12 protein-coding genes and 1 pseudogene are annotated in these 12,869 nt (G+C 32.7%); all 13 read right to left on the minus strand.

What is annotated here, in order from left to right; all coding sequences use genetic code 11:
* Nucleotides 1-6: 6 nt before the first annotated feature.
* Entirely contained in the window at nucleotides 7-927 is a 921-nt protein-coding gene (locus KQI36_RS06890; protein ID WP_216450268.1) for a sensor histidine kinase, read from the minus strand.
* Entirely contained in the window at nucleotides 927-1,604 is a 678-nt protein-coding gene (locus tag KQI36_RS06895; RefSeq protein ID WP_216450269.1) for a response regulator transcription factor, read from the minus strand. The genes KQI36_RS06890 and KQI36_RS06895 overlap by 1 nt, the downstream gene beginning before the upstream one ends.
* Nucleotides 1,605-2,232: 628 nt before the next feature.
* Complete coding sequence (locus KQI36_RS06900) at nucleotides 2,233-4,779, minus strand: ABC transporter permease (RefSeq protein WP_216450270.1); 2,547 nt, start codon at nucleotides 4,777-4,779, stop codon at nucleotides 2,233-2,235.
* Nucleotides 4,776-5,465, minus strand: a complete 690-nt coding sequence (locus KQI36_RS06905) for an ABC transporter ATP-binding protein (RefSeq protein ID WP_216450272.1) — start codon at nucleotides 5,463-5,465, stop codon at nucleotides 4,776-4,778. Before KQI36_RS06905 ends, KQI36_RS06900 begins: the two co-directional genes overlap by 4 nt.
* An 82-nt stretch (nucleotides 5,466-5,547) precedes the next feature.
* Nucleotides 5,548-6,537, minus strand: coding sequence for a sensor histidine kinase (locus tag KQI36_RS06910; RefSeq protein WP_216450273.1), 990 nt, complete (start codon nucleotides 6,535-6,537; stop codon nucleotides 5,548-5,550).
* Entirely contained in the window at nucleotides 6,524-7,210 is a 687-nt protein-coding gene (locus KQI36_RS06915) for a response regulator transcription factor (protein WP_216450275.1), read from the minus strand. The genes KQI36_RS06910 and KQI36_RS06915 overlap by 14 nt, the downstream gene beginning before the upstream one ends.
* Complete coding sequence (locus tag KQI36_RS06920) at nucleotides 7,207-7,401, minus strand: DNA-binding protein (RefSeq protein ID WP_216450277.1); 195 nt, start codon at nucleotides 7,399-7,401, stop codon at nucleotides 7,207-7,209. Before KQI36_RS06920 ends, KQI36_RS06915 begins: the two co-directional genes overlap by 4 nt.
* Nucleotides 7,402-7,707: 306 nt before the next feature.
* On the minus strand, nucleotides 7,708-8,541 hold the full coding sequence (locus KQI36_RS06925; protein ID WP_216450374.1) for an undecaprenyl-diphosphate phosphatase: 834 nt from the start codon (nucleotides 8,539-8,541) through the stop codon (nucleotides 7,708-7,710).
* Nucleotides 8,541-9,290 carry an ABC transporter permease gene (locus KQI36_RS06930; protein ID WP_216450279.1) on the minus strand — a complete coding sequence of 250 codons (750 nt, stop codon included), beginning with the start codon at nucleotides 9,288-9,290 and terminating at the stop codon, nucleotides 8,541-8,543. The genes KQI36_RS06925 and KQI36_RS06930 overlap by 1 nt, the downstream gene beginning before the upstream one ends.
* Nucleotides 9,283-10,200, minus strand: a complete 918-nt coding sequence (locus KQI36_RS06935) for an ABC transporter ATP-binding protein (protein WP_216450375.1) — start codon at nucleotides 10,198-10,200, stop codon at nucleotides 9,283-9,285. The genes KQI36_RS06930 and KQI36_RS06935 overlap by 8 nt, the downstream gene beginning before the upstream one ends.
* A gap of 154 nt (nucleotides 10,201-10,354) precedes the next feature.
* A complete protein-coding gene (locus KQI36_RS06940) occupies nucleotides 10,355-10,969 on the minus strand; it encodes a helix-turn-helix domain-containing protein (RefSeq protein ID WP_216450281.1) in 615 nt (204 codons plus the stop codon).
* Between the two features lie 18 nt (nucleotides 10,970-10,987).
* Nucleotides 10,988-11,249 (minus strand): annotated as a pseudogene (locus tag KQI36_RS06945) (transposase).
* Between the two features lie 353 nt (nucleotides 11,250-11,602).
* Nucleotides 11,603-12,601 (minus strand): GNAT family N-acetyltransferase, encoded by a 999-nt coding sequence (locus tag KQI36_RS06950; RefSeq protein WP_216450283.1) that lies wholly within the window; start codon nucleotides 12,599-12,601, stop codon nucleotides 11,603-11,605.
* Nucleotides 12,602-12,869 lie beyond the last annotated feature (268 nt).

Genomic DNA, 12,869 nt, shown 5'->3' on the forward strand with positions numbered 1-12,869 from the left:
AAAGATTTATCTTTTCTCTGTTGGTAGAAAAATAGAAAAGGTAGAACCGCCTCCTTTTGTTCCAGATACCTTAATATAACCTCCTCCGCTAGATATAATTTCTCGTGTCAGAAACAATCCTAGTCCCACACCTTCATACTCACGTACCTTTGCAGAACGGTAAAATCGTGTAAATATTTTTTCCTTTTCATCTGTTGCTATACCAATCCCTTTATCTATAATATCAATCCGAAAAAACAAATCATATGATACAGTACAAATTTTGATGTTGCTTTTTCTAGGAGAATATTTAACTGCGTTATCCAAGACATTATAAATTGATTCAACAGTCCATTTTGGATCATAATAAACCGTACCATTTGCTAACTCAGTTTCAATTATAATATCTTTTTCTTCTGCTTTAGGCAGAATTTGTGCAATAACAGCATCGATTAACGCCTTCATGGTACCCTTTTGAGGATTTACAGTAATAATCCCACTTTCTAGACGAGAAATTTTCATTAAGGCTAGTATTAGAAAATCAAGTTTTTCGGCCTGAGTAGCTAATGCTTTTGCGCATACAGTAATTTCTTCTGGTAAATCATGTTCCATAAGAATCTGTGAATAAAGAAGTATATTGGCAACTGGTGTTTTGATTTGATGGGATATGTCAGAAATCAGATGCTTGATATTTTCTTTTTCTATAGTCATATTTTTTGAAGATACAGCACAAGATGATAAAAAATGAGACATTTTTGCCTCTATAGCTGACAATACAGATTCATCAAAGGTATTTTCAATGAAATCTCCATCTATAGCATTATCTAACATAGTGGTCAAGGAATTCATAACCCGACGCATTTTTCTACGATATAGAAGGATGATGAAAATTACAGGAAATATTGAAATAACTAAAAAGATTCCTATTATAAAAAAATACTTGTCCATCACATTACCGACCAAGTATAGCCAATGCCGTATACTGTTTTAATATATACAGGTGAAGAAGGTGTGTCTTCTAATTTATCACGTAATCGCTTAACTGCAACTGACAGGGCATTTTCATCTACATATACAGCATCATCCGTCCATACGGCATCCACCAATTGCGCCCTTGTAAGGGTATGTCCTCTATTTTCAAGTAAAATACGTAATAATTTTTGTTCAGTTTTGCTCAATTCAATGAAAATGTTATTTTTTAAAAACTCCATTCTTGTAAAAGAGAATTGAAATTCATTAATTGATATTGAATCAACAATAGCAGGTGCATTACTTCGAAGTCTAGCACCTACTCTTGCCCTTAGAATCATCAAACTAAAAGGCTTGGTTATATAATCGTCTGCTCCTAACTCAAGACCTGTAACCACATCTATTTCCAAATCATTTGCAGTAAGAATTATTACCGGAACAGCTGATTCCCTCCTTAACTCTTTTAAGAAATCCAATCCATTTCCATCAGGCAAGTTGATGTCAAGAATGATAAGATCAAAAGTATTGTTTTCAGTTTCTCGCCACGCAGAATGCAAATCCTGTACTTGTACAAATGTAAATTCACTGTCTTTTAAAGCAAGCGCTATCCCGTTCGCTAAGGACAAATCATCTTCAATAATTAATATTCGTTTCATTTATGGTTGTCTCCCTTAACTAATTCTCATTAGGTTTTCCCTATTACTATAGTATAAAAATATAATTTCCTATTTTATAAAAATTCAATACTAACTTTAGTTTTTTTATCATTTAAAAATTGTCTTCTTAGTATTGTAATAAATCTATCATCATTAAACTATATCTTTATTGATTTTAAATTCAAAGTTTATTTACATTTATATGAATTCTACAATATTTTACATATTCCTCTAACTTAATTTTTAGATTTCATTTTAATTACACAAACTCCAACACTTTTATAAAAAATATATAGAAGATATGAATTCTTTATTAAGCTTGTATATAATAAACTTCTAAATTCTTTTTTAATAGCTTAAAAATTACCTTTCTACACTTTCTATATTTTAATTTTGAAAAAGGGAAACGGCGGTTTTGATTATTATTTCAAAACCGCCGCATAGCCCCATTTGGGGCCAAAAAAAGTCATCTGCCACAACTGCAGTTTTTCATTACCACAGTTACGCACTAATTTACTTTATTTGTGTAGTATAAATTCTATATTTTTAGATATAAAGTACATTTTGAGAAAATCGTCAACAACTGGAATAGATGTTTTTTGATTTTTTATTAAATTAATATATATTATCAAGACATATCATCTCGAAGTGCATCAATAATATTTTCTTTTTTTATCTTATTAATAGTATACAGCATTGTAATAAACACGATAAATAAAACACCAAACACACTGATTCCAATGCTTCCCCACGGAACCATAAAATCGATATCGTCTGTTACCATTACTTTATGAATTAACCATGAAGTAATTATAGCTATAGGAAGTCCAAATAGTAACGCTCTCGCCCCATAAAAGATACACTCAAAATTCATCATCTTCTGAAAATCATGCTCAGACATTCCCACAGATCGAAGCATAGCAAGCTCTCGACGGCGCAACTTAATGTTTGTGGAAATTGTGTTGAACACATTTGCCACCGTAATTAGTGATATCATACTGATAAAAGTATACGCAAACACATTAGCAATGAAGATATAATTGCGATTATCATCCATTAATCCATACATATTATATAGATTATACTGGGATGTAACCCCCTCACTCATGATGATTTTTTCCATTTCTGCAACTGACTGAGTAGGATTCTTTGATTTAAAGCTCATACTTTTTATTCCTGTAGAAATATCAGAAGATACAAATTCATTTTTCATCGAATAAGGAGCCAACACCATAAAGGAAGTTTGCTTAATCTCTGAACTTATATCGCTTGGGGGGCAATCAGGTGGTACAATTTTGACAAATGTAATATCAACGTTTTGCCCCTCTACCATCTTGGACTGGTCCTTAATTTCAGGAATTAAAGTAACATTAGTAGAAGAACTCTTGAAGATATCAATAGTATCATCCACCCCCTCAATCATAGAAACAGCAATCATTTTTGCATTTTTCCCAGTATATTCTTCTGTAGGTAAACCTTGATCTTTGATAATATTCAGGTAAGTACTGTCATCAAGAAAATGCATATTTACTGGTAGATTCGCCGTTTCATACTTAGAATACGAACCTTTATAGTTCAAGTAATCCTTTGTAAGCTCACTTGTTTTAACAATGGATGAATAGGTTATACATTCTTGATATAATCCTTCATAAACACCATTAGCAGTTTTAAACTTATCGTAGAGCTGTAGCATTTCGCTATCCTTCATGTTCTGTGTGGAAAAAATGATATCATGTTCAGTAAACTCTAACGTCTGATTTGACATTTGTTTCAGATCAACTACCAAAACACTTGTAGATATAAACAACACTATACTTAAAATAAGTGATAGTACTATGCTGCGATAGCGTTTTTTATTTCTTTTAAAGTTTTTCAATGCAAGGGTTCCTTCCAAACCACAAATGCGTTGTATGAGATTTGATGTTTTAACAGCTTTAGATTCAATTTTCACCTCATTTGTTTGTCGAATACATTCCATTACCGGTGTGCTAGAAGCTTTTCTTGCTGGAATGTATGCTGAAATCAAAATGGTAACCATGCTTACCACTGCTGCAACAATTATTGCAGTTGTAGACAACGTCAAAGTCAAAGGGATGTTGAGATAGAGAACACTTGCAAATTTTTTAGCAACAACGGAAATTACAACACTAATACTGCTTATACCAACAATAACTCCAATTGGTATGCCAATTGCACCAATGCAAAGTCCTTCAAACAGCACCAAATTTCGTAGTTGTTTTTCTGTAGCTCCAACAGATGAAAGAATTCCAAACTGCTGCATACGTTCGTTCAATGACATATTAAACGAATTATAGATTAGAAAAATCGAGCCTATCATAATAATTGCCAACACAATGCCGCCAAAGGAATACATAAATATATTGAATAAGTTGTTGTCGGAAATGCCTATAAAACGCAACACATTATCATTCAAAACATAAGCATGATCTTTAATACTACTTATGTATGAATGAACTTTATGGGGATTTTTTAATGTGATAAACATACTGAAGCTATCCGTCTTGACTTGTTCATCTGCTTTGGTTATCAAGGTGTATCCCGGTGCTGAAGACTCCTCAAAGACAGGTCTTCTGCAGATACCTACAACTTTATAGTTTCTCTCATCTTGTGTCACAAGATTTTCACTTCCGTCGGTATATGGGTCACTCTGATCAAGTTTGTCTTTTCCACTCATACGACTTCCCACTGCCAATGAAAGAGTATCACCTACTGCAAATTTAACTCCTCCATCTGTTGAAACTTTCCCCGAAACAAGAATTTCTCCACTATTTTCAGGTAATCTCCCTGAAGCCAGAGTTATTGGTAAAGTATCAAAAGCTTCTTCGCTGAATCCAGCTATAAAAAGATATGGTTTTTCAGGATTTTTGCCACCATCAAGTGCTGCATATCCAATATTTTTAAATGTTGCGGTATTTGCAACTTCATCATTATCTATCTGTTTCTGCACAAAAGAAGAATTAACGTCTAAGAACGCTACGTGCCAATCACCATATTTTGAAATGGCACCATTTTTCATATAGTTTAGCAAAGTAACACCAAAGGTAATGACTGCCGTTATCATAGCAGCAGATAGAATAACTCCTATAATAGTTACAAGTGTTCTTGTTCTACTCTTTTTCAGTCCTTGCAATGCAACTTTATTAAAAATGTTCATGAACGAGTCACCTGTCTCTCATCACGTACTACTTTTCCATCTGCTATGCAGATGATTCGATCTGCTTGCAGCGCAATATTTTCATCATGTGTGACAATGATAAGGGTCTGGTGATATTTGTTATGGCTTTCTTTCAGTAAATGGATAATATCCTGCCCATTTTTACTGTCTAAGCTACCAGTAGGTTCATCAGCAAGCATAACTGCTGGTGCATTCATCAATGCACGACCGATGGCAACACGTTGTTGCTGACCTCCAGAAAGTTGGTTTGGCAAATGTGCTTTTCGTTCTGTTAAGCCAAGTAGCTCCAGCAGGTCATTTAGTCTTTCCTGATTAACTTTACGCTTATCCATAAGTATAGGTAGAGTAATATTTTCCACTACATTTAGCGTTGGTATCAGATTATGAAACTGATAAATCAATCCAACCTGACGCCTGCGGAAAATAGCAAGTTTTTCATTGCTCTGTCCATATATATCTTGTCCTTCTAAGTATATCTTTCCACTTGTTGGTACATCCACTCCTGCGATGGCATGTAGAAGTGTGGATTTACCAGAACCAGAGGAACCGATAATTGCTGTAAATTCTCCTTTTTTAATAGTAAGTGAAACATGATCAAGGGCGGTAACCTGGTTTTCACCCTTGCCATAGACTTTGCATAAATTTTCAATCTTTAAAAATTCCATTATGTGAGTCTCCTTTCTAATGGTTTACCTATATAATAGAATCTTCAACTTACATCTATGTGACTTTCAAGTGAGAGATTCGTCACTTTGGGAAACGAATGTAAAATATTGCACCACCCTGACGGTGATTTTTTGCAGTAATTGTCCCACCCTGACGTGTTATAATCATCTTACAAAGAGCCAATCCAATTCCGTATCCTGTAGCATTTGGGTTTTTTCCACGATAAAACCTGTCAAACAAACATGGTAAATCTTCTTTTTCAAAGCCCCTACCACTGTCGTGAATAGCAATCTCAGTAAACAGTGAATTGTCAGTACATATAATCTCAATTTTTCCATTTTCGCCTGCGCTTTCCATACAATTTTTCAGGATATTTTGAATTGCTTCTGAAAGCCAACCTGAATCACCCTGAATAACCACACCTTTAGATACACTTATTTGCAACTCAATATCGTACAGTTCCATTGATATTAGCAAAGGGCGAGCGGCAGCGCATATCAAATTATTTACATCTATCTTTTCACATTGAAACACTACAATACCTGCATCTAAACGAGATAATTTTAATAGGGAAGTGATAAGCCAATCCATACGTACAAGCAATTCCTCTGTTTCCCTAATTAATGCTCTCCTTTCATTTTCCTCGGAGTTATTCGTAAGCAATGACAAAATAAGATTCACAGATGTGAGAGGAGTACGAAGTTGATGGGCTATGTCAGCTAGTGAATCGGCAAGATGTTTTTTTTCTTTTTTTAGTGCATCATTTTGTTCCCTAATACGCATCGTCATTTTTGTTATCTCACTTTGTAAGATAGAAAGTTCACCTTCATCCGATTCACTAATATACAGATGGTCATCATTATGAAGCACACGATCGATTTGATCTGAAATTTGTGAAATACTTTTATATCGATCTTTGGTAAATACAAAAAACGCTGTTCCAAATGCAATAACAGAAACAATTGTAAGTATTCCTGCTTCTTTATTTATTACAAATGCCAACGTTACATCAATTGCAGCTATTAATGAGAATAAAATGGTAAACTGTCTAAATTCTCTATTCCGAAACATGTTCGTCCCCCAATCTATACCCCATTCCTCGAACGGTTAAAATTATTTGTGGTTTTGCTGGATCATTCTCTATTTTTTCTCTCAAACGTTTAATGTACACGGTTAGTGTATTATCATTGACAAACTCTCCTGCCGCATCCCACAATTCGTCAAGTAACTTACCTCTGGTTATAATACTTTTAGGATTACTAATAAACACCAGCAATAATCGGTATTCTAATGCTGAAAGAAAAACCTCTTTACCATTTTTTTTAACAATACCACTTGCCGTATCCACATGAAGACCAAGAATTTCAAAATTCGTTCCAGAACGCCCACTTTTTCGTAGGGCAGTTCCAATTCGTGCAATCAATTCACGTGGACGAAACGGTTTGGTGATATAGTCGTCTGCACCCATATTCAGTCCAGTAACAACACTTGCTTCATCACCTGACGCCGTTAGAAAGATAACGGGAACATCTTCTGTTTCTTTGATTTCCGTGCAAACCGTAAAACCATTTCCATCTGGCAAAGAAATATCAATTAACGCCAAATCAAATTTATTCTCAGTAATGGTTACAAGTGCTTCACTACGAGTAGAGGCATGAATTACTGCAAATCCCTCAGAACGAAGTAAAAGCATAAGGTTTTTAGCGATTGTTTTATCGTCTTCAACCAAAAATATCTTTTTCATTCATTTTCACCAGCCTTTACTTTATTACCTCTATATCGTTCATCAACTGGTTTTTCAGCATCAATTGGAATAAGCCATGTATTTCCTATTTTTTTAGCCCCATTAATACGTATATTAGAGCAATAGTACTCTACTATACTGTCTGCAATTCCCCAATTTTCTCCTACTTCTTTTGTCGTTATATACTCCACCCATAACACCTCCATAATTTCATTATATTTCTTTTTACAAAAACATACAACTTCAGTTATAAACTAACATAAAGACTACCAACACTTGATTTTTACTTTAGTTATAGACTTGAAGATTGATATAAAAAACTTAAAAAAATAATCAATGTAATAAAAAATACTCTTATCAATGTCATCTAATTTTATGATTAATTTAAGTATGGTGTTCATATTGAGATTAAAGGATAAAAAAGCACACTGATCTGATAATATTTCAGATTAATGTGCTTTTTTATTTTATTAATGTGGTGAAATTATGCTTACACCCTACATTATAGCAAAGTAAATTAACACCACTATTCCAAGTACAATTCGATACCATCCAAATACTTTAAAATCATGTTTTTTGATAAAGCTCATTAAAAATTTAATTACAAAGATGGACACTATAAACGCCACCAACATACCAATAATAAGAATAGCTAGTTCTATATTTGTAAAGTCAAATCCAAATTTCAACAACTTTAAAGTGCTAGCCCCAAGCATGGTAGGTACGGCAAGAAAGAAGGTAAACTCCGCTGCAGCTACTCGTGATACCCCTATTAACAAAGCACCTATAATCGTTGCTCCGGAACGAGAAGTACCAGGAATTAATGATAACACTTGAAACAACCCAATCATAAACGCTGTCCTATAGCTTATTTTTGCAAGTGTTGCCGTAGTAGCTATACGCTTTTTGTTCCAGTTTTCAATAATAATAAATAATACCCCATAAAAAATTAACATTATTGCAATTACGATTGGGGTTTGAAGATGTGCATCTAAGAAGTCATCAAATAAAATCCCAATGATAGCTGATGGTATACAAGCTACTGCAACCTTAAACCACACATAGATGATATCCTTTTTGATAATGGATTGTGATTTATCTTCAAATTGAAAGGGAAACATCTTTTTCCAAAACATAACAACTACAGCAAGGATTGCTCCAAACTGAATGACAACAAAAAACATTTCCTTGAAGGCTTCACTCATATTAAGAGTAATAAACTCATCTACAAGGAGCATATGTCCTGTACTACTGATAGGTAGCCATTCCGTAATCCCCTCCACTATACCAAGAAATATAACTTTTAAAATTTCAATAAAATTAAGCATAATTATTTCAAATCCTCCTTTTTGAAGTAGTTAAATGTCAATAAAAATCCAACTATAGATACAAAAGCAATAATTGTTATTCCTAAAGTAATTGAATAACCTGTGCTTTGTAATTTGCCCTTTATCAGAAAAAAAGTAGCTGTCCATGGGTATAATGCTCCAAAATCTTGATTTGAAAGCGCTGCACTCCCCATAACAATAACTGCTGAAGCAATTACAGGTGCAACAAATCCCTTTGTTTTTAGAGCGATATAAGCAAAGGGAGAAACTGTTAAATACATAAGAATACTAGCAACTAAATACTTAAAAAGCCACTCAATAGAAATAAGTAAGTTATAGCCCTCCATGTAAAATATAGAATTATATATTCCTGATAAAATCAGAACACCTGCCCAAGTTACAAAGTTAAGTATAACAATCAAAAAAAACAGTGTGCTAAACTTGCCCAGCAATAATTTTGTTCTTGAAATTGGTATTGGTAAAATTGTTTTTAATGTATTTTCTATATACTCACGACTGAACAAATAGGCGGTAATTACCACATAAATCATCATATTACTTAGTAGCATCATATACAGCAAACTGTTATCATAAACGTTAGTCAGTGTGATAACACGCTCTGGGTGCTGAAAGTGTGTTTGCAATGATTCTATAAACATCATAAATGGCGTGGACATAGCACCTAGAATACTGATAAGCACCATTTTTGAATTTTTTAACTTTAGTAATTCACAGTAAATAAGACTACGCAATATTGCCACCTCCAATCAATTCAGAAAAATACTCCTCCAAATTTTCCTTTTTTACATTTATATTTGTTACTAATAATCCATTTTCTACAAAAGTTTTGTTAATTTGCCCAGAACTATGAGTGAAGTCATAAACTTTTATTGTATTGCCTTTTATCAAGTAATCTTTAATTTGATAGTGCTTTTCTAATATCTTTGCAGCTGTTGTCCCGTCAGACAGATTAAATTCAATATACCTACGATTACGCTTGTGAAGTTCTTCCATGTTGACTTCCTCTATCAATTTACCCTCATGCATGACACCAATAGTATCTGCAAGCTGTTCAATCTCACTTAAAACATGGCTTGAAATAACAATGGTAGTATTCATGCTGCGACTTAACTCAATCAGTAATGAACGCATTTGAGAAATCCCAATAGGATCCAGTCCATTTATTGGTTCGTCTAGAATTAATAATTCAGGTTTATGCATAATTGCTGCAGCAATACCAAGCCTCTGTTTCATTCCTAATGAATAGTCAGTAAACACTTTTCTTGTTTCCTTCTCTAATCCAACAATACTAAGTGCCTCTTGTATCGAATCTTTAGAAAGCTGTCCTCTCAATTTGGAAATAATTTGTAAATTATCATATCCTGTTAAATTATTATAAAAACCTGGTGTTTCAATAATTGATCCTATTTTTCCATAAAGTGTGGGAGTGTTTTTCTTATAATCTGTTCCAAACAATCGAATTTCTCCTCCTGTCGGATAAACAAGCTGTAACATCATCTTCATTGCTGTAGTTTTCCCTGCTCCATTTCTGCCAAGTAAACCATAGATTTTTCCCTTTGGTACATGAAGATTGATGTTATCAACAACGGTAGCACTTCCATATATTTTTGTAAGGTTTTTTGTTTCAATAATAGTTTCCATATCCATCTGTCCCTTCTGTTGTTTTTTATTTTGTGTTGAACATAATTTTATTGTGTGGCTTTATGTCCTAAAAACCAAGAAACCTATCGTCACAATAGAAAAAAGCCCTGACACTTTTCGTGTCAGAGCCTATTTTCAAAGGTTTATAGTTTTTTTACTTTGTTTTACACTGCTTCAATAATACAAATATTTTTATCGTAAAAATCAAAAATAAAAATGTTGTAACATATGGTTCTTTGGCCATAGAAAAAAAACAGATTGCTGCAATGCTTAGTGCGACAGAACATTTTGTTATGTATATGCACAATAACTCTTTATCAAGTCTGATAAATATAAGTTTAGCGATACCAATACTAATCAAAGCGATAAATATAATCCAATAGATTGCAAGATTTATTGATGTAGTTTCTGTAAATGAAAGTAGGTTCACTGAGTAGATATAGTTTTCAATGGTTTTTCCATATAGCGGCAATATAATAAACATAATCGCCATTAAATCTAGTACAGCACCAATCATATTATAAACTTTTTTCATATTAGAACTATTTTCTGTTTCCGCAAGACTAATAAGTTCATCCCCAGATAATAATTCATCTATAGAAACAGAAAATAGTTTAGATATACATTTTAGTGATTCAATGTTGGGGTAACCTTTTCCACTTTCCCATTTTGAAATTGCTGCCCTTGATACATATAATTGTTTTGCAAGTTGTTCCTGTGTTAAGTTTCTCTGTGCTCTAAGTCGTTGTAACTTTTCATTAAATTCCAAAATAAACCTCCTTCTCTTTTAATATGCTATATCTTCTTGTATTTGATTTTTTATATATTCTTTTATTACCTTTTGCTTCTTCAAACTGTATCAACATAATATACCTTACACCAAAATTGTCTATTTTCATATATGTACTTTTAATTTACATGTCTATCAAATATCATCAAACTACTATTTCTATTCCTTTATGTTCACATACCTTTCTTAATATAGTTCCTATATCTAATTTAAATTTACCGTATAGTATCTTTCTTATATACTTTGGTGCAAAAACTATATGATGTTTGCAACTCTATTTTACATAATGTTGCAAGTTCTATTTTCCCACACAGCAGAAGGAAAATAGATGACTTGCAGGCATACTTTATCTTAAACAATTAGGAGGATACATCTTCCTCATACTGAAAACGACGTTCAGCCACCCTTTTAGATTCTAAGCCATGTTCTGAGAGTAGGGTTTTAAGTTCTTTTATTATTGCTTTGATTATGACTATATTAATTACCCTCCTTTTGTTTTCTAATGACATTTATCGCTAAAAATCACTTATGTTAGATTCCTTTAAAAGATTATTCCCTCATTGAAACAGGATAATACGACAGTGATGCATGGTCATTTATATCAGATGCACTTTATAGCTTTTTCTTTAAAAAATACTGTACTATACCATTAGGATAATCATCAAGTTTTCCAAAAATTTCATAACCACATGCTTGATAAAAATCTGGTGCTTGATAGCTAAGACTACAGGTATGAGAGAAAATACAACCATTTTCTTTTGCTATTTTTTCTGCTTTTGATATAAGCTTTTTCCCTAATCCCTTTCCTCTATAGTCTTTATCTATCCACATTACTTCGATATAAATACAAAAATTAAATGTGTCACACAATATAGCACCAATAGTTTTCTCACCATCTTTTAAATATATATTTATGTCAATAGCTGGTTTTTTTAATAACCCATTAGTTCCCTTAGTGTTATGCTCAAAAATTCCTTTTAAAACTACATCTAAATCTTCTTTAGTATGGGTGTTAGTCATTGAGATACCTTTAGTTAACTTATCATTAAAAGCAAGCCCACCCTTTTCATAACTACGAGAATTTAATTTATCCTTCAACTGCTCTATAAGATTATCAATATTCCAAATAAATACATCAACAAGTACCTCTTTTCCTTTTACAGTTTGTATAACTTGCTTAACTACTTCCCCTCCAAGATACTTATAGAATTTACTTGACTCACTCTCGTGAAAATTATTGATTATTAACTTGTTTACCCCATAATCCTCAAATTCAGCTATAATAGTTCTTATTAATTTTAAACCCAATGCCATTCCGCGATATTCTTTTTTTACATACAAATAATTTAATTCGACACCATGTTCTGCATCTTCTTTTTTAGCTAGACTCCCACCTACATATCCTAAAAATTTATCTCCATCAAAAGCACCGTATATACGTCTAATATCCTGGCACCCCTTATCGTTTATCCAATTTGATACAAAGGTAAGCTCCTTTTCTATTTTCATGGAATCATAAGGAATAATTCCTGCAAAGTCATCATTCCAACAGTTATAATTTAATTCTACAGCAATTATCAATTCTTCGTGTGTCAACTCACGTATTATCATTCTTTTCCTCCCTTTATCCACTTCTAGAAGCATTAGCGAACTGTATTAAAGTAGCAATCACTATCAAAGATTAGTTGACTAATCCATATATAACAGAAAGAGCCGATGAGATGAGGTTTTCAATACTCAAACTATCGACTCTGTGTCTTTATGTCTGTCTTTTAAATTATATACTTATTAAAGTTTCCTGCTTACATCTGGATAATATAATAAAAAGTTATCTAATGTTTGTTATCAAATTATTATACCTTTTGATATTTAGAAAATA

Source organism: Clostridium senegalense (genome assembly GCF_018916625.1).
Taxonomy (GTDB): Bacteria; Bacillota; Clostridia; order Clostridiales; family Clostridiaceae; genus Clostridium_J; species Clostridium_J senegalense.

What these genes read in the sequence shown, in the direction of transcription:
- KQI36_RS06890 (WP_216450268.1), bottom strand. Translation starts at nt 927, where the DNA reads ATGGACAAGTATTTTTTTATAATAGGAATCTTTTTAGTTATTTCAATA.
- KQI36_RS06895 (WP_216450269.1), bottom strand. Translation starts at nt 1,604, where the DNA reads ATGAAACGAATATTAATTATTGAAGATGATTTGTCCTTAGCGAACGGG.
- KQI36_RS06900 (WP_216450270.1), bottom strand. Translation starts at nt 4,779, where the DNA reads ATGAACATTTTTAATAAAGTTGCATTGCAAGGACTGAAAAAGAGTAGA.
- KQI36_RS06905 (WP_216450272.1), bottom strand. Translation starts at nt 5,465, where the DNA reads ATGGAATTTTTAAAGATTGAAAATTTATGCAAAGTCTATGGCAAGGGT.
- KQI36_RS06910 (WP_216450273.1), bottom strand. Translation starts at nt 6,537, where the DNA reads ATGTTTCGGAATAGAGAATTTAGACAGTTTACCATTTTATTCTCATTA.
- KQI36_RS06915 (WP_216450275.1), bottom strand. Translation starts at nt 7,210, where the DNA reads ATGAAAAAGATATTTTTGGTTGAAGACGATAAAACAATCGCTAAAAAC.
- KQI36_RS06935 (WP_216450375.1), bottom strand. Translation starts at nt 10,200, where the DNA reads ATGGAAACTATTATTGAAACAAAAAACCTTACAAAAATATATGGAAGT.
- KQI36_RS06950 (WP_216450283.1), bottom strand. Translation starts at nt 12,601, where the DNA reads ATGATAATACGTGAGTTGACACACGAAGAATTGATAATTGCTGTAGAA.